General features: G+C 43.2%; 15 protein-coding genes and 2 pseudogenes. 11 read left to right on the top strand and 6 right to left on the bottom strand.

Going from position 1 to position 21,234, the window contains the following annotated elements; genetic code table 11:
- Positions 1 to 159 precede the first annotated feature (159 nt).
- The 3 genes from AC58UW_RS02020 (at position 160) to AC58UW_RS02010 (ending at position 3,554) form a co-directional block, all read left to right on the top strand.
- Positions 160 to 1,134: an aldo/keto reductase gene (locus tag AC58UW_RS02020; protein WP_497419051.1), complete on the top strand. Its 975-nt coding sequence runs from the start codon at positions 160 to 162 to the stop codon at positions 1,132 to 1,134.
- Between the two features lie 470 nt (positions 1,135 to 1,604).
- Positions 1,605 to 2,456 carry an ATP-dependent sacrificial sulfur transferase LarE gene (gene larE, locus AC58UW_RS02015; RefSeq protein ID WP_497419050.1) on the top strand — a complete coding sequence of 284 codons (852 nt, stop codon included), beginning with the start codon at positions 1,605 to 1,607 and terminating at the stop codon, positions 2,454 to 2,456.
- A 219-nt stretch (positions 2,457 to 2,675) separates the two neighbouring features.
- A complete protein-coding gene (locus tag AC58UW_RS02010) occupies positions 2,676 to 3,554 on the top strand; it encodes an aldo/keto reductase (protein WP_497419049.1) in 879 nt (292 codons plus the stop codon).
- Positions 3,555 to 3,843: 289 nt separating this feature from the next.
- Here the strand turns inward: AC58UW_RS02010 and AC58UW_RS02005 are convergent.
- The 3 genes and pseudogenes from AC58UW_RS02005 to AC58UW_RS01995 form a co-directional block, all read right to left on the bottom strand.
- Positions 3,844 to 4,073 (bottom strand): annotated as a pseudogene (locus AC58UW_RS02005) (4-hydroxythreonine-4-phosphate dehydrogenase PdxA); the annotation flags it as partial.
- Between the two features lie 62 nt (positions 4,074 to 4,135).
- Positions 4,136 to 5,095: a 2-keto-3-deoxygluconate permease gene (locus tag AC58UW_RS02000; RefSeq protein ID WP_497419048.1), complete on the bottom strand. Its 960-nt coding sequence runs from the start codon at positions 5,093 to 5,095 to the stop codon at positions 4,136 to 4,138.
- Between the two features lie 331 nt (positions 5,096 to 5,426).
- On the bottom strand, positions 5,427 to 6,368 hold the full coding sequence (locus tag AC58UW_RS01995) for an aldo/keto reductase family protein (RefSeq protein WP_497419047.1): 942 nt from the start codon (positions 6,366 to 6,368) through the stop codon (positions 5,427 to 5,429).
- Between the two features lie 246 nt (positions 6,369 to 6,614).
- Between AC58UW_RS01995 and AC58UW_RS01990 the strand changes: the two genes are divergently transcribed.
- A complete protein-coding gene (locus AC58UW_RS01990; protein WP_497419046.1) occupies positions 6,615 to 7,106 on the top strand; it encodes a hypothetical protein in 492 nt (163 codons plus the stop codon).
- Positions 7,096 to 7,575 carry an HD-GYP domain-containing protein gene (locus tag AC58UW_RS01985; RefSeq protein WP_497419320.1) on the top strand — a complete coding sequence of 160 codons (480 nt, stop codon included), beginning with the start codon at positions 7,096 to 7,098 and terminating at the stop codon, positions 7,573 to 7,575. The genes AC58UW_RS01990 and AC58UW_RS01985 overlap by 11 nt, the downstream gene beginning before the upstream one ends.
- 248 nt (positions 7,576 to 7,823) lie before the next feature.
- Here the strand turns inward: AC58UW_RS01985 and AC58UW_RS01980 are convergent, their stop codons facing one another.
- The 3 genes from AC58UW_RS01980 to AC58UW_RS01970 are packed head-to-tail and all read right to left on the bottom strand — an operon-like array spanning position 7,824 to position 11,733.
- Entirely contained in the window at positions 7,824 to 8,852 is a 1,029-nt protein-coding gene (locus tag AC58UW_RS01980) for an alpha/beta fold hydrolase (RefSeq protein ID WP_497419045.1), read from the bottom strand.
- 33 nt (positions 8,853 to 8,885) lie between these two features.
- Positions 8,886 to 10,466, bottom strand: a complete 1,581-nt coding sequence (ggt, locus tag AC58UW_RS01975) for a gamma-glutamyltransferase (protein ID WP_497419044.1) — start codon at positions 10,464 to 10,466, stop codon at positions 8,886 to 8,888.
- Positions 10,467 to 10,503: 37 nt separating this feature from the next.
- A complete protein-coding gene (locus AC58UW_RS01970) occupies positions 10,504 to 11,733 on the bottom strand; it encodes an MFS transporter (protein ID WP_497419043.1) in 1,230 nt (409 codons plus the stop codon).
- 523 nt (positions 11,734 to 12,256) lie between these two features.
- Here AC58UW_RS01970 and chrB point away from each other — a divergent pair.
- From chrB to AC58UW_RS01940, 6 genes and pseudogenes are all read left to right on the top strand, one after another.
- Positions 12,257 to 12,835 (top strand): chromate efflux transporter ChrB, encoded by a 579-nt coding sequence (chrB, locus tag AC58UW_RS01965; protein ID WP_497419042.1) that lies wholly within the window; start codon positions 12,257 to 12,259, stop codon positions 12,833 to 12,835.
- Positions 12,832 to 13,374: a chromate efflux transporter ChrA gene (gene chrA / locus AC58UW_RS01960; protein ID WP_497419041.1), complete on the top strand. Its 543-nt coding sequence runs from the start codon at positions 12,832 to 12,834 to the stop codon at positions 13,372 to 13,374. The genes chrB and chrA overlap by 4 nt, the downstream gene beginning before the upstream one ends.
- Before the next feature lie 119 nt (positions 13,375 to 13,493).
- Positions 13,494 to 13,592 (top strand): annotated as a pseudogene (locus tag AC58UW_RS01955) (AsnC family transcriptional regulator); the annotation flags it as partial.
- 490 nt (positions 13,593 to 14,082) lie between these two features.
- Positions 14,083 to 15,144 carry a HupE/UreJ family protein gene (locus AC58UW_RS01950; RefSeq protein ID WP_497419040.1) on the top strand — a complete coding sequence of 354 codons (1,062 nt, stop codon included), beginning with the start codon at positions 14,083 to 14,085 and terminating at the stop codon, positions 15,142 to 15,144.
- A 160-nt stretch (positions 15,145 to 15,304) separates the two neighbouring features.
- The gene (locus AC58UW_RS01945) at positions 15,305 to 18,649 is read left to right on the top strand and encodes an FN3 associated domain-containing protein (RefSeq protein ID WP_497419039.1); all 3,345 of its coding nucleotides are present in this window, start codon (positions 15,305 to 15,307) and stop codon (positions 18,647 to 18,649) included.
- A gap of 22 nt (positions 18,650 to 18,671) precedes the next feature.
- Positions 18,672 to 21,122 carry an S-layer homology domain-containing protein gene (locus AC58UW_RS01940; RefSeq protein WP_497419038.1) on the top strand — a complete coding sequence of 817 codons (2,451 nt, stop codon included), beginning with the start codon at positions 18,672 to 18,674 and terminating at the stop codon, positions 21,120 to 21,122.
- Positions 21,123 to 21,234 lie beyond the last annotated feature (112 nt).

Below are 21,234 nucleotides of genomic sequence, written 5' to 3'. Positions count from 1 at the left end.
AAACGAGATAGATATCAGGTACTAGTCGCAGGAGACGACCTTAATTTTGGAATTGGATTGACAAAGCGTATCATGCGGATGTTTGGTGCTGCACAATAGGTTGAAGAGACGGGAAAATATTTGATCTTATTTTCATGCAATATTAATGGGGGGATACAAATGGAGTACAGAACTCTTGGAAAAACGGGCATTCAAGTTTCCAGCCTTTGCTTTGGGACAATGTCCTTTGGAGGTGCTGCCGATGAACAAACATCGGCTTCCATGTTTAAGCGGTGTCGGGAGCTGGGGATCAATTTCTTCGATACGGCCAATGCATATAATGAGGGCCGTTCGGAAGAAATACTAGGCAAGTTGATTGCCGGCAGCCGTAATGAATTAGTGCTTACTTCCAAAGTGTGTATGCCGACCGGGAAAGACGTGAACGCGAAAGGGTTATCCCGAAGGCATATTATGCTGGAGGTTGAAAAAAGTTTAAAACGATTGAATACCGATCGTTTGGATTTGTATTTCGTCCATCATTTTGATCCAAATACGGCAATGGAGGAAACGCTCAGAGCCTTAGACGATCTACAGAAGCAAGGGAAAATTATTTACCCGGCTGTCAGTAATTGGGCAGCGTGGCAAATCGCCAAGGGGCTTGGGATTTCCTCCAAGGAAAGCCTGGCCCGATTCGAATGCATTCAGCCCATGTACAATTTAGTCAAAAGGCAGTCGGAAGTGGAAATTCTACCATTGGCTGAGTCCGAGAAGGTCGGTATTATTTCGTACAGTCCGCTCGGAGGCGGGTTATTGACTGGAAAATACGGATCCGGAAATGCATCGGTCCAAGGTCGTTTAGTTGAACAGAAGATGTACAACCTGCGGTATGGCGACAGCCAATATTACCAGATCGCGGAACGATTCACCGAATATGCGCAGGTGCGCGAGCTGCATCCGGCATCGCTTGCCGTAGCATGGGTCATGTCTCATCCAGCGGTTACGGCGCCGATCATAGGGGCTCGTAATTTGGAACAGCTTGAACCTTCTCTAGCGGCACTGCAAATACAGATGACTCCGGAATGGCGCCAGGAAATTTCCGGGCTTTCGATAACTCCGCCGCCGGCAACGGATCGCAGGGAGGAAGCGATAGAATAGCTGCGTTTCGGCTTGTTTCGGAGGATCATCCTTTAAGGCCGATAACGGACTATGGAAGAGGGATAGCCGGCGAAGACAATGCGCTGTTGGACAAGGTTTTCCGTTAAGGACTCCATTCCTTCTTGCATATGGATGATGCTGCTAAGGAGTTTGATGGGATAATTGGCAAAGCATACTGCACCGGGAAAACTTACAATCTGGACCGCACGGATTTGTCACTTGGGAAGACCATCATCGCAAGGCTATGAAGGTCATGAACAGATCAGGAACGGTTTTGCAGTGAAATTTTTGCCCATAATGTGTACATGGACCGCAAAAGCAAAATGCCGAATTCTAGTCGGAAAAACTGGGACGCCATCGTAGATTCCTGAGAGCGTGAGCTTCTTGTAACTGATGTCTAAGACGGATCTCCGCATCATGAAAATTACAAAACGAAGAATCAATTTGTTGAATATGGAGGAGAACCGGAAATGGCTATAACGCTGACTTTGCTTGAAAAGGACCGAAAGCTTGGTGAAATTCTAAGGGGAATGGGCCGTGTAATGATCGCCTTTTCAGGAGGCGTCGACAGTACGTTTGTCCTGAAACGCGCCACGCAGGAACTGGGAGATCAAGTCCTCGCTATAACGGCTGCTTCTGAGACATTTCCGACCCGCGAATTCGATGCTGCGGTGCAACTTGCCGCCGATATAGGGGTTCAGATCTATAAAACGGAAGTGAAGGAATTCGAAAACGCCAGCTTCGTTGCCAACAACCCAGACCGCTGCTATCACTGCAAAACCGGACTATATACTCACTTGCAGGCGGTTGCGGCGGATATGGATTACCCTTATTTGCTGGACGGCTCCAACATTGACGATCTCGGCGACTACAGGCCTGGTCTTCAGGCTAAAAATGAGCAGGGGGTCCGCAGCGTCCTTCAGGAAGCGGGATTGAAAAAGGATGAAATCCGCCAGCTTTCCAAGGATTTGAAACTACCGACCTGGAACAAGCCTTCTTTCGCCTGTTTGTCATCTCGGATTCCATACGGTACCAAAATAGAAAAAAATAAAATCGATCAATTGGACGAAGGCGAATATTTTCTGTCTACATTGGGCTTTTACCAGATTCGGGTGCGTCACCATGACAAAATCGCCCGAATCGAAGTGATGCCGGAAGAAATCCATAAGGTCCTTGAGCATCGCGAGCAAATTTACGCTAAATTCATCGCACTGGGTTTCTCTTATGTTACGCTCGATTTGCAAGGATACCGGACCGGCAGCATGAACGAGGTACTCGGCAGCGAAATCGTGGATAAAGCTAAGAAAGCCACCGCCCAATAATGGATATCGGCACATTCTGAGCTTGTTTAATCGGGAGACCTGTCAGATGAGGAAGCCGAATTCCTGTTGAGGCGCATCTTGACGGCCGAAGATGATATTGGTTTAAGGCGTTGAATTCACATGATCCGGGGCACGCTGGCCACACACATTGAACCAAAGCACCTATAGTGTTCTATAGTTTGAGCTAGAGATTAATACTTTCAAAGGAGACAATCAACAGTGGAAAACAAATTGGAACGCCGCAAGCTGGGCCAGATCGATCAAGAAAGTACGGTTGTTATTTATGGAGCTGCCAGCTTGGGAAAAGTCACTCAGGATCAAGCAGACGAATCGATTCAGTACGCTCTAGATGCGGGTATTAATCATTTCGATACGGCGGCCAGCTATGGCGATGCCGAATTGCGGATGGGTCCCTGGATGCCGAAGATCCGCAAGGATATCTTTCTCGCTACCAAAACCGGAGAACGTCAGAAAGAGCCGGCGATGCGGCAAATCGAGCAGTCTTTAATTCGTCTTCAAACCGATCAGGTGGACCTGCTCCAGCTGCATGCTGTGACGAGTTATGAAGAGCTTGAGGCGGTTACAGCCAAAGGCGGAGCGCTTGAAGCCGCTATTTGGGCGAAGGAACAGGGCATGGTCAAGCATATCGGGATTACTGGGCACGGTCATATCGCGCCGGCTGTTCATCTGGAAGCGATGCGCCGGTTTCCGTTTGAAACAGTACTGACGCCTCTCAATTTTATTTTATATCGCAACCTGGAGTATCGGCGCATTTTTCATGAGTTAGTGGAAGAGACGACTCGTCAAAATACCGGTTTGATGATCATCAAGGCCGTGGCCAAAGGGGAGTGGGCGGAAGGTACGGAGAAGAAATACGCAACGTGGTATGAGCCATTCGATGAGCAGTCGATTACCGATGACTGCGTCTCCTTCGTGCTCTCCCATCCCGGCATAACCGGGTTTGCGAGCGCAGGCGACATTAGCCTCCTGCCGGGGATTGTCGAAGCCGCCAAACGGTATCGCAAGATGAATGAGGAAGAGCAGGAAAATCTGATGGCTGTTGCCGGCAAATACGGTTCGCCTTTCGGACAATTCTAAATCTTGTTATCTCTTGTTATTTGTGTAAGCCATTGCTCCAGCCTGCGAGGTAGAAGTGCGTCCCAGCAGAAGCGGAGCCTTGCGTGGATGAACTTGCCGCATCAGCTGATTCGGCTGGTCTGGCGATGTAAATAAGGATTGTGGTTTTTTATGAACTTTTGTTTTAGAAGTTGAATTGGATCAAAAAAGTAAAATGGCAGATCAAGGGTTATTCCTTGACCTGCCATTTTTTTTAGTGCGGATTAATACCGCAGACAGCAATTTTAGGAGATGTATAGTCTGCCTTTTACAGCGTTTCATTAGCCATTCGAATGACCTTATAAACATGTTCCGGATTGATCATTTTAACAGCATCAATAATTCCAACATGAGTTGTTACATGAATAACCTTGAGCTTTGGCGAAGACAGCATCATCGAGAAATCTTTCGTACCCGTTAAGTCGGCCAAAATCTCGGTATGACCGGATAAATATGCCTGTCTTTGTGAAATGCCTCTTAGTTTAATGGAGCTGTACAAATAGTTACTTAGTGGCGTACAAGTTCCCAGAAGTCAACCCCGGGAAGATATGAGATGAAATTAACTATATGATTTGACTTTTGACACCAATTTTTTTGGCATACCAAGCAGTAACGATCGGTACAAGAATGGCAGTTACGATAACACAGGAAGCAATCAAGGCAGTTGCTGAGGGGACAAGAGGAGCATAGGCTGCATTGACAGCAGCTACAGCAGCGGGTACACCAGCTGCATTACCGGCAGTTGAAGCTGCCGACAATCCGGCAATTCCGTTACCGCCGATTAATCGGTCTGTGAGAATTAGTGTTACACCTGTGATTAGAACGACAGAAGCACCTAGCAATACGCCTAAGAACCCAGCTTTCCAAACAGTCTGAAGATTAAGGCCAGCGCCAAGAGCAAAAGCAAAGAAAGGAACCAAAACGGGAACGGCTTTTCCAAGAAACTCACGCATATCTTTATCTAGGTTTCCTAAGATCATTCCCACAATTAGTGGCAGTATTGCACCTACAAAGGTTTGCCATGGAAAGGCTGCCAGTCCTGCAACGCCTAAAGTAATCATAGTAAAGAATGGTCCAGATTCCAGGCTCATGACTGAGTAGGCGCCGACATCTTCTTTTTTGCCGAACTGACCCATTAAAGCCATGTATAATCCGCCATTGGTATCATTCATAGCGGCTACTATAGCTAGAACGGAAATTCCTGCAAAAAAGCCGCTGCTTATCATATCATTTCCAAGAAACTGTGCAGCGATGAAACCGACTACTATAGCTGTAATGATTTTAGTGGCAATTAGAGTGCCACCTTTTTTCATAATATAAGGAGTTGCCTTGAAATTTATTGTAGCTCCCATACAAACGTAAAAGACTGCCAAAATCGGCAGTGATCCTGTCATAAGAGCGCCAGTAAATGAACCAAAGGTTTTTCCCATAGTTGGAAATAAAGTGGTTATAATGGCTCCTAAGAGTAACGGAACGATCATCATGCCCCCGGGGAATCGTTCAATTGCAGCCTTTATTCTCATGCTTCCTACCTCCTGTAATTTTAGATCTCAATACACGTGTTTTAAAATGCAACACCAACGAATTGAAACGTTTATACGTTAATTATAAGTGAAGTATTATGGTGCATCAATAGACATATTGTTTAAAATTGCGACACCTACGCTTGGGTGACCTCGAACGGAACAACTTGCTGCTCAATGGGATATGCCATGACGTACTGAGGTGTTATCAATGGACATTAAAAAGATGACTCCCGAAAAATGCAGGAGCCATCTTTTAACAGCTTACTTAATGATCTTTCTTTTAGGTCTCCACAAATGGGGTCACAGTTCAAATGTGTCGTTTAATTTATTAGCTTTGCAAAATAGCCTCAATGGAGCTAAGGATATCCTCAGACAGCTCAATTCCGGAAGCGGCACAGTTCTCGACAACCTGCTCAGGACGGCTAGCACCAACCAATGCACTTGCTACATTAGGCTGACGTAAAATCCATGCTAATGCCAGTTGCGAAACCTTGATGCCGAGCTCGTCAGACACCTTGATCAATTGTTCTACTTTATTCAGAGTAGCTTCCGTAAGCTTATCATCGCCCCAGCTTTTACTTGCAGCCCGGCTGTCGGAAGGAATGCTTGCGCCAGCGCGATATTTACCAGTAAGAATACCTTGTGCCAGTGGAGAGAATACAACTTGACTAATTCCTTTAGACGATCCAACAGGGATGATTTCTTTCTCAATGTAACGGTTAAACATGTTGTATACGGGTTGGTTGACCACGATACGGTCCAGCAAATACTTATCAGCGATCGACAATGCTTCGACCATTTGTGTTGCTGTCCATTCGCTTACACCTACATAAAGCACTTTGCCTTGGGATACAAGATCATCCAAAGCGCGAAGCGTCTCTTCAATCGGTGTTTCTGGATCGAAGCGGTGACAGTAGTACAAGTCCACATAATCGACATTTAGTCGTTTTAAGCTAGCATTACATTGCTCAATAACATGCTTGCGGGATAAACCTCGGTCATTCGGACCATCACCCATTGGCCAAAATACTTTCGTTGCCAATACATACGAATCTCTCGGATAAGCACTCAAGGCTTTACCCATTACCTTCTCAGCTTCACCGCGCTCATATACATTCGCTGTATCGAAGAAGTTAACGCCTAAATTGTAAGCTTGCTCGATGGATTTGACAGACTTATCATCTTCAACATAACCTCCGTATGTCATCCAACTGCCTAAGCTGATCTCACTTACTTTTAGCCCGGTATTGCCAAGTTTACGATATTTCATGGTTGGTACCTCCAATGGAACTCGATTTGTATTTTCAGTTGCATTATAGAACACATGTCCTGTGTTTGTTAAGTACTGAAAATATATTGCCTTAGTAACTCCAATGTATCCTAGTTACCTCAAGATAAGTTAATAAGAAGAAGGTCACTCCTTATATTTCAGTCCATATTTCTATACAATAATATTTCAATCGTTTTATAAGTGGGAGTTTGCGTTGATCAAACATAGTGGAAAGGAAGAATTAATATGAAAAAGTACTTTTTAACAAACATAGAAAATTGGATAAATCATATTGCTTATTTTCGAGTATTCTTTTTTATTACTTTATTTATTACGGTCTTGTATGATGTATTTTTTAATGAATTCTCTATTGTACAAAGTGCTTATCTTGCGCTTTGCGTCCTTTTAGGTTTTGCTTATTGGAAGGAACATTGGATTCGATTTATCTTGGTGGGATTAATTGTGGGTTGTCGGTTACTATTAGAAGATAATTCATTATTCGGACCTTCTATGTTCGCCTTAAGGTTTGTCAATTTATATATAGATTATTATCTAATAACTTTTTCTGTATCTTTTATGGTTATGACTTATATAAAAGAAAAGAAAAATACATTTCTATTAACATTTACTCTGGCCAAAGCGCTAGATTCGAGGGATCACTATACCGCAAACCATTCAGAGAATGTGGCTAATTATGCAAAGAAAATAGCCCAGGAAATGAACCAAAATCAGATGTGAAAATATTTATATAGGCGGACTTCTTCATGATATTGGGAAAATTGGTGTTCCGGAAGTACTCCTGAGTAAACCTGCTCGATTAACTAATGAGGAATTTGCAATAATCAAACAGCATCCAGTCATTGGATTTGATATGTTACAACATATTTCTAACTTCAAGCGTAATGGGATTTTGGATATAATTTTACATCATCATGAGCGGTATGATGGCAAAGGGTACCCGCATAGCTTGGAAGGCGCAAATATTCCATTAGCAGCTCGTATTATAGCAGTGGCCGATAGCTTTGATGCAATGACTTCAAAGCGAGTATATCGAGGAGAGCGTGATTTAGAATATGCAATTGATGAAATCCGTAAAAATGCTGGAAAGCAATTTGATCCTGAAGTAGTAAATGTTTTTTTGAAAATTTGGGATCGAGAAGGGAGAAAATTAATGTCTGTCCGTGAGGTTATGGCCGACGGCTCATAAGTTACTCCTTCCATCTGTCAGACAAGACAGGCAACAAGCCATATGCATACAAGAGTATATTTGCTTCGTAGAAAATTGAAAAAAGTGTATAATTTCCAACTATTCATGGAAATATACCCGAATAAGCGGTATGTTAGCTTGATGTAGAAAAGGACGAAGCGAAAACTCGCTCGTCCTTTTACGGCAGTTATTGATCGTCTACTATGTGCTAGCAGTTAGTGGTTTTCCATGCCAACCGACCGTTTATTTTACATGCATAATAACTCTTTGATTGCATTGTCGACGAAGTCAGAGTCCGATTTGTTAAGTCCTCTGCCGGCATAGTGACCGTAAATACTTGGAATTACGCGGATCTGGGCATTTGGAATAAACTTCGCTTCATATTGAATGTCCTCAAGTGGAAAATATAGATCCGTCTGTCCCGGAAGGATCATCGCTTTTGCTTTAATGCGGCTTAAAGCTTTCTCGCGGTTGCCGTCACAACCAGGTGTCATGCCAATATCGCCATGCTGCCATGTCCAAGCCATCGATAGCAAATTGTTTGCATCTTTGCGCAGGAAATTGCCTTCCCAAAAGCCGATCAGGAAATCCTCAAGCGATGAATATCCGTGCTCGAGATAAAGCCTTTGGTAATAAAAGGCTTGCGATAATCCCCATCCGGCATAAACACGTGCTAATGCCCGCAACCCTGTACTTGGCTGCAAACTATAGAAGCCGTTGTTCCAAGCCGCATCAGCACGCAAAGCATTTGCAAACCCCTCAATAAATACAAAATTGTGAGGTGTGGTGGATGCCGTTGCGCACCAAGGTGCAATGCGCTCGACCATGTCTGGATAAGCAGCAGCCCATTGGTAAGTTTGCTGCGCAGCCATTGAATAACCGCATACAAGCGCCACGCGTTCAATGCCGAATTTTTCAGTCACCAGCTTATGCTGGCATTCGACATTGTCAAGTATAGTTATGCGGGGAAAACGTCCTTGATTGTAAGGAGCGGGGGTATTGCTCGGCGAAGAAGATAATCCGTTCCCAAGCTGATTAAGCTGAATGATGAAATATTTGCCCGGGTCTAATGCTTTTCCTTCACCTATCATATATTCATCATTTTTATGCGTGCCGGAAAAGAAGGTTGGAAACAAAATCACATTATCTTTATTGGGGTTCAATGTCCCGTGGGTTTTATAGGCAAGCTTTGCATTGCGTAAAGTAGCTCCGCTTTTTAAACGAACATCGCCTAAATTAAAAGTTTCATAATCCGTAATAAGGTCATATTCCGTCATATTAAGAGTTCTCCTTCCTTGGTCATCTAGTTATTACCAGCCAATGGCCAAACCATCGCCTCTCGGATCGACGCCTCCGCTTAAAAAGCCTTGATCATCAATCCGAATCGCCTGTGCATGCCCCATTACTCCATCAAAATCAGTCACCATTTTAACCTTGTGACCCGCTTTTCTCAATAATTCAATCGTTTGCAAGTCAACACGATTTTCGATTTTTAAGTCTGACGAGCTTTCTCCCCAAGTACGTCCCCATACCCACCTTGGTTCGTTGATGGCTTGCTGTGGATCCATTCCGTAGTCAATCATTCTTGTAATAATGGCGGTCTGTGTTTGGGGCTGTCCTTCGCCGCCTTGAGTTCCGTATAATATACTTGGTTTCCCGTCCTTGCAGGCAAGGGCAGGCATTAAGGTATGGAAAGTTCTTTTATGAGGCTGCAGATAATTGACATGGCCGGGATCCAACGAAAAAAATGACCCGCGATTTTGCAACAGAATCCCCGTATCTCCAGCGACAACCGCTGAACCAAATTCGAAATACAGACTTTGAATAAACGATACCGCATTTCCTTCTTGATCCACCACTGCAGCATAAGCCGTATCGTTGCCCATTGAACGGGAAGTCACAGCTTGCTCTTGCTGCATGTCGATTTGTTGCACCAGTTCAGCAGCATAGCTTTTACTTATTAACTGATTGATTGGAATATCGTAAAATGCAGGGTCCGTTAATACATGATTCCGGTCACGGAAGCTGAGTTTTAATGCTTCTATAAGCAAATGATAATATTCGAACGATCCGTGGGGAATTTGATCCAGTTGAAAATTCTCCAGCATATTCAATGTCATTAACCCTGTAAAGCCTTGTGAATTGGGCGGAACTTGATAAACGTCATAACCCCGATAGGTGGTTGATAACGGCGTAACCCAATTGCCTATATGATCAGCAAAATCATCTAATGTCAGGTATCCGCCATTGCTTTGTAAATATGTAACGATTTTGTGAGCGATCTCTCCTTTATAAAAACCGTCTCTTCCTTCTTTAGCTATATATCGTAAGCTTTGCGCTAAATCTTTTTGTACAAATCTCTCACCGATACGGGGAATTGAACGGTTTGGTGTGTAAATATCAGAAGTAATGGGCATTTTAGACAGTAAATCAATATTTTTTTCTGTATTCTCGTATTGATCTTTTGTAAATGGAAATCCGTTCACTGCATACGAAATAGCTGGCTCTAATACTTCCGCGAAGGAAAGGCGACCATATTCTTGTAAAAGCGCGTTCCAACCATCTACCATTCCCGGAACGGTAATGGCACTTTTTATACCACGGTTCGGTATGGAGGCTTCACCTTCATATATGCCGGAATGAACCTTGTAACCAGAACGTCCGCTGGCATTATAGGCACGAACTTTTGAATCCTTGGCATTGTACATTAACCAGAAGGAATCACCGCCCAAACTGGTCATATGCGGATATACAACCGCCAAACATGCACTTACTGCAATTGCGGCATCAAACGCATTTCCGCCCTTTTGTAATATTTGACTGCCTGCCATTGAGGCAAGATAGTGAGGGCTGACTACCATCGTTTTTGTGCCGATTATCGGTTTATTCATTCATATTTTCCTCCTTAAGAACTCTAAGTGTCATATCTTATCCTTCGAAGATCTCTTTTGTTTCGGGAGAGAAGGAGGGTTGGACTGATTTCTCTTTCGTAAGCATAAATAAAATACCGCCAATCAATAATAATGCACCCGATATATAAAAACCAATTTGAAGCTCTCCGGTAGCTTGCGCAAAGTAACCTGTAATGTATGGGGCAAAAATCGACGAAAGCATCCCAGCAAAGTTAAAGAAGCTATATGCTCTTGAGTACATATGTGGCGGAGTATTTTCAGCAACAAAAGAGATAAGAATCGGGTCGAGCGCTAATTTTCCAACAAGTCCGTAAATGACCAAGCCAACGATCATTAGAGAAAAACTTTCCGCATAGGGAATTAAAAATTGACAGAAGGCACCGGCAAGTACCAAAAATAAAATGAGCGGTTTTTTACTTTTGGCTTTATCGGAAATATAGGCGAATAATAACGCCCCGGGAATGGAGGCCCAAGGAACCAATGAAGAAATAATGCCTGTTTGCGAGCCTTGTATGCCTCTTACTGTTTGCAAATAATAGGGCAGCCAAGTCAACATTCCGAAGAAGCCGTATAAGGAACAAAAGATCAAAATATACGTTAGAATATGATTCCGGGTGAAAAGAAGTTTTAAATCAGACTTTGGCTGATTCGTTACGTCAGCAGATTTTGCATCGAGTTTAACAGTATCTTTTACAAAGAAAGCGATCAGCAAGGCAACAATAATCGTTAATCCTGCGAATAGATAGAAAGTGAACTGCCAAGGTTTATTCAATGTAAATGTAAAGTAACTTGACGCAATAAAGCCAACAGATATACCGACTGCCATACCGCTATTGATCAATGCGGAGGAGATACCTCTATATTTGGCGGGAATGGCATTGGAAGATATTCCGTATACAGGTCCGTAGTAGGTTCCTTCTCCAAATCCGGTTATAACTCTGAAAAGGAGAAATATCGCGAAACCGGGAGCAACTCCACTCAAAAGCGTTCCAATACCAAATATGATATACCCGATGACCAAGACCTTAACTCTCCCGAAGCGATCAGCCAAATAACCCGCTGGAATTTGCATAGCAGCATACGCAATAAAAAACACGGTTGACATCAAGCCCAGTTGAACTTTATCAAGTCCCCATTCCTTGCCGATGACCCCCATGACAGGAGACAAAATGTTACGATCGGCATACATGAATGCCCATCCAAGGGCAAACAACAAAATAATTACAAAAGGCTTATTTGTTTTCATTTTGACAACTCCCTAATCTTTTTTTTAGAGTCTTACTTAACTAACGCAGTATTGCTAAATTCACCTCTTTTGAACGACACTTTCACTTCGGGAAATATGACATTTAAAGTCATATAACTGTTGTTTTGGGTCGTTATTTCTTTTTTTTAGAATTCGTGTTAGATAATGTTCCACGAATCAAAAATAGCATAGGGCATAAATTTTAGTCAACAGTTTTTTAATAAAAAAGAAAGTGTAATTGTTGTTTTATCTATATAAAGTAACTTACTTTATTATATATTGATAAAAAAGAATGTTGTTGTTATGATTATCCTGCATATTGAAATTATCAATACATTGCCAATAACCATGTATCCATAGGACTTTCAGCAATGAAACTTAGATGTTTTGTTAGTATATATTACGCGGAAGGGGACATATGAGATGATCAGTTGAACTTGGATTAATATGGGATTTGATTGTCGGACTCTATTTCAATAAAAGTCTTGTGGGAATGAAACTGAAAAAAAGGATGATATATACAATGTCTGTTACTAATCTTATTATCGCTATGGTCCGAACAGGTATCTTGGGGTACGGTGGCGGTCCCTCAGTAATTCCACTGATCCGTTATGAAGCAGTTATAAGATACAAATGGCTGGAAGATGACGAATTTGGTGAGATTCTCGCTCTTGCCAATGCACTTCCGGGGCCGATTGCGACGAAAATGGCGGCATATCTTGGGTACCGCATAAAAGGAACGATAGGAGCTGTAATTGCGATACTTGCACATATTCTACCGACAAGTGTCGGAATGGTTGCCTTGCTGGGCTTCCTTTACTCCCTTAATCACTCCCCCATTGTTGCAGGGATGATCAACGCGGTACGACCGGTAATTATGGTTATGCTAGGAATGATGGCATATGAATTTGCCGCTAAAGCATGGAAGGGGCTTGGTAAAATAGTGGGGATCAGCTTTGGAATTATTGCTTTTCTGCTGCTATCCTTTATTCACCCCGGTATTGTCGTCGCCATCTTCCTGGCTTACGGAGCATTTCATTTTAAAATCGCAGAACGTATAAAACATAATAGATCCGATAAAGGGAAAGGGGTTTCCTTATGAATTGGTGGGATATATTTTGTGGATTTTTTGTAGCCAACGTGCTTGGATACGGGGGTGGTCCCGCATCGATTCCACTTATGCAGGAAGAGATTGTAAATCATTACGGATGGTTGACAAACGGACAATTTGCGGACGTACTGGCTGTGGGGAATGCTTTACCTGGGCCGATCGCAACTAAGATTGCTGCCTTTGTCGGCTATGAAGCGGCTGGTTGGATTGGATTTTTGATTGCGACTATAGCGACAGTGGTCCCGTCAGCTATTGCTTTGATTGTGATGTTACGGATTCTTAATCATTACCGGCAATCTCCCGCAGTGAAAGGTATGACCCTTCTTGTACAGCCGGTAATCGCCATTATGATGGCAATATTGACGTGGGAATTGACGGATGTTTCCGTAGGGACGATTGGTATTTGGCAATCTCTCGGTATTTCCGTTGTCGCCTTCTGGGCATTAACAAAAGGAAAAATCCATCCTGCTTTTGTGATTATTGCCGCTTTCGTTTATGGTGGATTGGTTTTATCCCACACGAGCGTCTGATAAGGGATTTATCTATAGATGGTTGAAAAATGTATGCTACCGACTTCTTTTGCTTGCAGCTCTAAATGGATTGTGCTCCTTCTTCCACTTTAGACTGTTGCAGGCAAAATGGGTGAAAGGAAAAACTTTATGTGCTTCCGGGAATAACGAGTGTTGATTGTCAAATATTGATTACGCGATATAAAAATCAAATGGGAATCAATATGAAAACAAAATGAAGGGGGGACGAGCTTGCCAATTTCAGATCCTTAATCCTAACACCAGAACCCACCAGACTTGTAACTTAACCAATTCTTTAAGTTTTCATATGAAAAATTGCTATATACTAGTGATATTAAAATAATATTTTTTAAGGTTGATAGATATCGATATCTAAATTCCCGGAAAAGCTAGGTGGTTCTCATCAATAGTTATATTGCGAGAATAACATATTCAATTATTTGTACTTTATCGATAGAACTCGTGGTGCAAATGAACGTAGAGAAATATTTTTTTGATTAGAAAGAAATCGATTTCTGTTAGTGCGTGAATTTTATTCATTTGTCCCAAAAAATTCTGTTTTCGTCTTCGGCTTGATCGGCAGTCTTATCCCGGCATTCAGTTCATTCCGGAAGGAAGTGTCGAAAAATTTAGATTCTACGTAAAAAGGTGGGGAGACGAATGCCAAAAATTCGAAGGAGTTGTCTCCGAGCTGCCGCAATACTGTTGATGGCTTTATGGTGTGCTTTGTCGGCAAACACGATTCAAGCTCATTTTCAAACAATTGCGTATTCGGATATTACCATTCAAGACCAAACGATAGATTATTCGTTGTTGTTGGATCCTTATGAGCTGATGCAAGTGTTTCCGGATTTGGACGCAGATCTTGATATGTATGTAGAGCCTGAGGAAGTGTTGAATTATCAAGAGATGTTAATTGACTTTGTGAAAGACAATTTGTCGGCTAGGAACGAGGGAGTTGACGGAGAGGTTCAAATAAAGGAGGTGAGGCTTGAGGGTCATAAGGAAATACCGATGGTTCGTTTCGATCTGAATTACACATTTGCTCAACCGGTCAGCAGTTTCGAATTGGATTACCGCTTCTTCTTCGACAAAGAAGACCCTCTGCATCAAAATTTCGTTACCATGAAAGCGGGAGACCGCACGGTAGAAACGGTCGTGGAGAAAGATAATCATATTCTGACACCTGAGAATCTAGGGGTGAACACCATTACCGTAACTGTCCCGGACTGGACCAGTATTTTGCTCCATTACATGGGTCTTGGCATGGAACACATATGGTCGGGGATTGACCACATGCTGTTTCTTGTCGTACTTATTATCGGGGGCGGCAGCAGAAAAGAGTATTTGAAAATTTTAACGGCTTTTACAATCGGGCACAGCATTACCTTGGCCTTGTCGATCATGGAAGTGGTCACGATTCCGCCGGACATTATCGAGCCCTTGATCGCACTAAGTATTGTATATGTAGCTGTAGAAAACATTGTATGGAAGAAGCTGCAGTGGCGCTGGCTGGTTACCCTCATTTTTGGATTGATCCACGGCTTCGGGTTTTCTTATATCCTTCAAGGGATGTTAAGCGGTCATTTCGCCTTGTCCTTGTTTTCGTTCAATCTGGGTGTGGAATTGGGGCAAATCGTCGTGCTTGCCGTTCTCCTTCCGCTTGTATGGTACTTGACGAAAATAAAGTGGCTGCTTAAAACAAGCTATGTCTTATCGAGTTTAGTTGGACTTATCGGTGCTTATTGGTTTGTTGAACGGTTGTTTTAGTAAAGGGTCTAAAAGAACATGTTCGCAAAAGATAAAAAAAGATAATACCTCTGCTGCTTACAACGGGTATTGCATTGCAAGCGTTAGTTCCAAAGTCTGCAATGACCAATGATGTAAAGGCCGGTGTGAGCACTAATACTTTGCAAGGAGTAGGATGAATTTGATAACTAAAAGTACAGGTAAGAAATGGATTCACGTTTTGTTAATCGCATTGTTTGCTTTTAATATGATAGGGTTTCATGTAGGTGAAGTTTATGCGGATGCGGATGCGAACGTAACGACATTTGAAGCATTGGCATTGGAAGTTGCGAGTGCTCAGGAAGCGACCGAGAAGGTAATCATTCAAATTGACGCTGACATAAGGTTTAGCAATGACATAAACATTGGCAACAATGTTGAACTTGTTGCGATGTCTCCAGTTACCCTAAACCTGAATGATCATAGAATTAATGTTCAGCCTAGCGCCATTTTAACGATTAGAGGCAATATCACAGTATTGCAGCCTTCAACGGGTAATGGCCATCCGTTAGTTGTAAGAGACAACGCTACATTGAATGTTATTGGCGCGAAGATCGAGTCTCAGTTATCCAATACAAGCAGTTATACCATTGATGCGGTAGGTCCTAATATTAAGGTGAATCTGGACCATGCCACGATCACGACAATCAAAGGTCGTGCAGTTTACACGAATACGGCTTCCAATATTATTACCTTGAAAGATTCTACAATAACAGCAGCCGAATCGAGCGGGATCGGGATCTATCGCGGTGTTTACGTTATCACGGGTTCCACTACGATAAACGGTCAAATAGGCGGCGGAGCAGTCGTGTACGATTTCCGAAATGTTTCGCTACAGGTTACGCCGGAACCATCTAGCTTTACATCCGGGAATGCTGTTACGATTGTCAAAAGTGGTGACGGGGCCGGGAGTGCGATGGGGAGTCTCATTTACTACACTACCGATGGAAGTGATCCGTCGATATCGGAAACGGCAAAGCAATATACGTCCCCTTTTAAAATTCCAGTAAATACAGTCGTTAAAGCAGTTGTCGGCAAAAACGGCTATTATGGAGCGGTACAACAATTCAACTACAATTCAGATACAGACTCGGTAGCCGGCAATGTTTACTCCGTCAGCACTCTTGCTGATTTGGTTGCTCCTGCAGGCTCCGATATGAGCGACTTGGTTCTCCCAGACGCTCTTACGGTTACGCTTGGCGACACCAGACAGAAATATGTTGCAGTTGATTGGGTTGAATCCAATCTCGATTTAACAACGCTTGGTGACTATACGCTCGAGGGTACGCTTGTTCTTCCAACTACGATTACCAATACTAGCAATCTAAAAGCGAGCATTACCGTTCGAGTGCAAGAAACCGAAATTCAAGATTTCGAGATAACTCCAGCACCTTTTTTACAGAATGGTAAAACCAATGTTCTTCCCAATGCGACAGTGGCAACAATGTCGGCGAAGGGCGGAGATGGAAGAAACTATAATTATTCACTTGGAACCGATCTTTCATCGAATAACAATCTTTTCAACATTTCGAATAACGCTTTGATTGTTAAAGATGCCGTATTAACTTCAGGGAATTACACCATTAACGTAGCCGTATACAGCGGAACGAAGAATGCAACACAATCGTTTAACATCGAAGTTGATGCAGCTGATCCGAAATGGGATATTATTAACCCATATGAAGGGGTCAATTGGTCCACCACACATCAAGTGAAAGCAGCGTTACATAACCACACAGTCAATACGAATGCTCCAATCGGAGAGTGGAATGACGGTGTTTCCGGCACAGTCGCTTCGAGAATTCCCGTGTATCAAAGCCAAGGATATGGAGCGGTAGCCATTACGGATCATGATTATGTGTCCTATCCATGGAGCAATTTTGGTTTATCAGACTCTCCGCTTATTTCGATTCCTGGTAATGAACTAAGTAAAAATGCGCATATATTGAGCTATTTTTCTACTTACTTTGATCGAAAAGGCGAAGGCCCGGACGTTACGAACGGAATGGATCAGAACATAGTGAATGTTGGTAATCTGGGTGGTTTCCTCTACATCGCGCATCCGAAAAGAACGAGTGGCGCAGAACAAGATCCTACCAACAATCTGAATTTGTTGTCAAATCCTCAGGTCAGAGGCATTGAGGTGTTAAATGCGGGACAATTCACGAACAATCAAAGTGAAAAGATTTGGGATATGCTCCTGACTAGAACGATGCCGAACCGCAACATCTGGGGAACAGGTTCCGACGATACGCATGGTGACGGTCTAGGTTCTCTTGGATCAGGCTGGACAATGCTGCTGCTAGATGAAAAAAGCCAAGATGGGGCCAGAGAGGCATTAATCAATGGGCAAACGTATTTCTCCTCCTACCGTGTCGTAATGGGCGAAGATGATAATAAGACAAATCCTGGAATACCTGCTCCCACTATTAACAATATTAATGTAGATAAGGCAGCAGGAACGATCACGCTTGGTGTAAACGATGCAACGACGATCGAATGGGTGTCCGCTAATGGCGTGAAAGTAGCTGAAGGAAATGTCATTAACGTTGATACTACACCTGGAGTCAACCAATACGTAAGGGCTAGAATGTACGGTCCTGGCGGTCAAACGATGATCCAACCGTTCGGTCTCAAGAACTCCACATCAATAGATACTGATGCGCCTGTCATTACTCTGGATGCTGCTCTTCCTGTAACGGCGTCTTTAAACGACACTGTACATTTGTCGATAGCTTCTGCTACGGACAATGTGGATAATAAGGTGTTCGCATATGCATCTGTGACGGATCCGGAAGGAAATCGAATTGTTGCTATGGATAATAACTTGAATATTTCGAAGTCGGGCACCTATACGGTGAAATACAAAGCTGTCGACAGTTCCGGAAATCGCGCCGAAGCTGTCTATTCCATAGAAGCAAGCTATAGTAAACCGAATATTATTGTCGATCAAGTGCCACAAGAAGGTATTGTAGGTCAATCCATTACATTACCCGCAGGCTCTGCAACTGATGCTGCAGGAAGTGCTTTGATACCAGGAGTTTCAGTGACGGACCCGGCTAATAATCCAGTTCAGCTTCAAGGAAACATATTTGTACCTGGGCAAACAGGAACCTATACTGTAGTTTATTCGGCAACAGACAGTAATGATAATACAAGCACTCGCAGTTTTACAATCACGGTGTATGCGCCTCTTCTCTCCATTGGTTCGGAAAGAACCGGAGGTGCAGGATATACGAGGACGCTCAGCATTGACCCATCCTTCGACCGAACGGGTAAATACGTTGTGGTTCAACTGACAGAAGGAACAGGCGTAAGTGCAAAAGTATCTGTTATCATGATTTCTGCCGAAAGCAGCAATTTAACTGTCTCCTATCAAACGGCCGGTACCCGAATCGAATCGTGGCTTGCTAGCGGTATGCCAAACCTTGCCGATGCTGAATTGGGTGTGGAAATTTACGCTCATAGCAGCACGGCAAGCGAATAATTCGGGAGCTGGGGGAGAATGTATGAAAAATCGAATCACAGTATTCATCTTATTGGTGGCGTTAAATTTATCGTTCCTTACCGGTACAGCGTTAGCAGTCGTTGTTTCATCAATTACTGCGAATTATGCGAATGGAGTAGTAGCGGTTAGCGGAATCCATTTTGCAAACGATCAAGAATATACGCTAAGAGTAGTAAATACGGTTACGTCTGGTATCGTTGCAATGGGGCAAGCAAAAGCTGATGGAAGCGGAAACTTCTCCGCTTCCATCACGGCCGGCGCTTTGTCAGATTTGACAGACTACAAAGTATATGTAAATGCGCAGAATGGACTGCTTGTAGCAGAGGGTACATTTGCATCTTCAGATTATGGCACAATCAGCGGAACTGTAACAGACGGTAGCGTTCCGGTTCCGGGAGCGACTGTGAATCTGACCGTTAACGCAATTGAGTATAAGGCCGTTACGTCCGGTGATGGAAGTTACATCATCATCAGTGTTCCGGAGGGTACGGGCTATACCTTATCAGCGAGCAAGGACGGGTATACGAGCGGCAGTGTAGAAAATGTAAGCGTGACGGCGGACACCGTTGCCGCCAATGTAGATATTATCATGGATCGGAGCTTACCTTTAAGCTCGAACGCTAACTTAAAAGCTCTGCAATTAAGCAACTCAACCATTAATTTCTCGGCAGACAAAACAGAATATGCGGTAAGTGTAGGAAACAGTGTGAACAATGTTACCGTTACAGCAATTGCGAATGACACTCATGCTACCCTAGAAATTAATGGAGAAGCAGTAAGCAATAAGCAGATAAATCTAACCGACAGATTAAATACCATCACGGTTAAAGTGACGGCGGAAGACGAAACAACAGAAAAAATTTATCAACTATTCATCACAAGAGCTGTTTCTCAAACAGTAACCAATACACCGGTACAAGTATCAACTGATCCTTTAAGTTTGATCATTCCAACTGGAGTGACCGATGCAAGCATCCAAGTCGCACCTGTTCTAACAGGGACTGCTAAACAGGCTAAGCTGCCGTTAGTGGAAGCAAAGGCAATTACTACACTTGGAGAAGTTAATGTATCTTTCGCTTCGGGGACAACCATTTCGGCGCCCACTTCTTGGGATGGAACGATTAAACTTCCAGAGGTTCAACCCAATAACAGCATATCGGTTAGCAACGGAAATGTAAGTGCAGTCATCGAGGTAGGATTACCGAATATGACACTAACCTTTGATAAGGCTGTAAGGTTGTTAATACCGAACCAGGCAGGTAAGTCAGCCGGGTTTGTTAGAGAAGGAGTCGTAGCGCAGATTACGAACACAGTCAGCGCAGATACTCAAGAGGCTGCGGATAAAGAAATTGCCGCTGATGGTGAGGCTAAAATCAATGTAGGCAACGACTTGGTGATTTGGACAAAGCACTTCACCCAATTTGTCAGCTATACGCCAGTAGCCAGTCAACCAGCAACCCAACCTAGTGACTCGGGTGGTAGTACTTCAGCGATTAACACGGGTATGATCTCTGCATCTTCCGGAGGAACGGTTTCCATTAATGGAATCAAGATCGTAATTCCGGCAGCTACAATTGATACCGACATCGAGGTCACCGTTGATAAAGTGACAAGTACTGCTGACTTAGCTCCAGATGCTTCTTTCAAATTGATTAGCGACATTTTTGAAGTTAAGAAAGACAAAGAGAACAAATTTACCAAGCCTGTGTCAATTACGTTGCCGTTCGATAAAACGAAGGTTGACACTCTAAAGTCCAAGATCTCAATTTATTGGTTTGACGAGACAGCGCGCAAGTGGACTGCATTGGATAATCCTCAAGTGGATATCGAAAATGCTGTCGTAACCGGAACTGTAGATCATTTTACCAAGTTTGCCGTCTTAGCAATGGAAAATCGAGAAGTTTCTAATCCTGAACTACCAACGCCAGCTTCTGTAGATCTTTCCGACATGAAGGGACATTGGGCAGAAAATAGCATTCGTGAACTGATTAAGTCAGGCGCTATTGAAGGATACCCTGATGGAACCTTCGGTCCTGAGAAAAACATCACCCGTGCCGAATTTGCAGTCGTATTGGTAAAAGCATTCAAGCTTGGTGAAAAAAGCGGGAGGGCATTTGCGGATACTGTAAATCATTGGGCGAAAAAATCAGTTGAAACGGCAGCGGCCTACGAAATCATATCGGGCTATACCGACAACTCTTTCGGACCTGACGACCTAATTACTCGTGAGCAAATGGCTGCAATGATTGTTCGTACGGCGAAACTGCCATTGGTAACTAACCAAAATACATTTACAGATAGCTCAACTATTTCCGAATGGGCAAAATCAGCAGTGGCCACGGCTGCTGCAAATGGGATAATGGATGGTTATGGAAATGGAACATTCAGACCAACATCAAATGCAACACGTGCAGAAGCGGTAACTGTCATTTTAAAAGCAATAAAGAAGTAATGGGTTAAAATGTCCCCTCTAGAGCAAGTAGTTCTAGGGGGATTTCCTGCTTCAAGAAGTGCTGATCGGAGATACTTTTAATTGTCATGATTGAAATAGATGACCGTAGAAC

This window comes from Paenibacillus sp. J22R160 (assembly GCF_059692135.1).
This window is presented reverse-complemented; position numbering and strand designations above follow the sequence as displayed.

Coding starts and splice junctions, on each gene's coding strand:
- AC58UW_RS02020 (WP_497419051.1), top strand. CDS start 160: ATGGAGTACAGAACTCTTGGAAAAACGGGCATTCAAGTTTCCAGCCTT.
- larE (WP_497419050.1), top strand. CDS start 1,605: ATGGCTATAACGCTGACTTTGCTTGAAAAGGACCGAAAGCTTGGTGAA.
- AC58UW_RS02000 (WP_497419048.1), bottom strand. CDS start 5,095: ATGAGAATAAAGGCTGCAATTGAACGATTCCCCGGGGGCATGATGATC.
- AC58UW_RS01995 (WP_497419047.1), bottom strand. CDS start 6,368: ATGAAATATCGTAAACTTGGCAATACCGGGCTAAAAGTAAGTGAGATC.
- AC58UW_RS01990 (WP_497419046.1), top strand. CDS start 6,615: ATGAAAAAGTACTTTTTAACAAACATAGAAAATTGGATAAATCATATT.
- AC58UW_RS01980 (WP_497419045.1), bottom strand. CDS start 8,852: ATGACGGAATATGACCTTATTACGGATTATGAAACTTTTAATTTAGGC.
- ggt (WP_497419044.1), bottom strand. CDS start 10,466: ATGAATAAACCGATAATCGGCACAAAAACGATGGTAGTCAGCCCTCAC.
- AC58UW_RS01970 (WP_497419043.1), bottom strand. CDS start 11,733: ATGAAAACAAATAAGCCTTTTGTAATTATTTTGTTGTTTGCCCTTGGA.
- chrB (WP_497419042.1), top strand. CDS start 12,257: ATGTCTGTTACTAATCTTATTATCGCTATGGTCCGAACAGGTATCTTG.
- chrA (WP_497419041.1), top strand. CDS start 12,832: ATGAATTGGTGGGATATATTTTGTGGATTTTTTGTAGCCAACGTGCTT.
- AC58UW_RS01950 (WP_497419040.1), top strand. CDS start 14,083: ATGGCTTTATGGTGTGCTTTGTCGGCAAACACGATTCAAGCTCATTTT.
- AC58UW_RS01940 (WP_497419038.1), top strand. CDS start 18,672: ATGAAAAATCGAATCACAGTATTCATCTTATTGGTGGCGTTAAATTTA.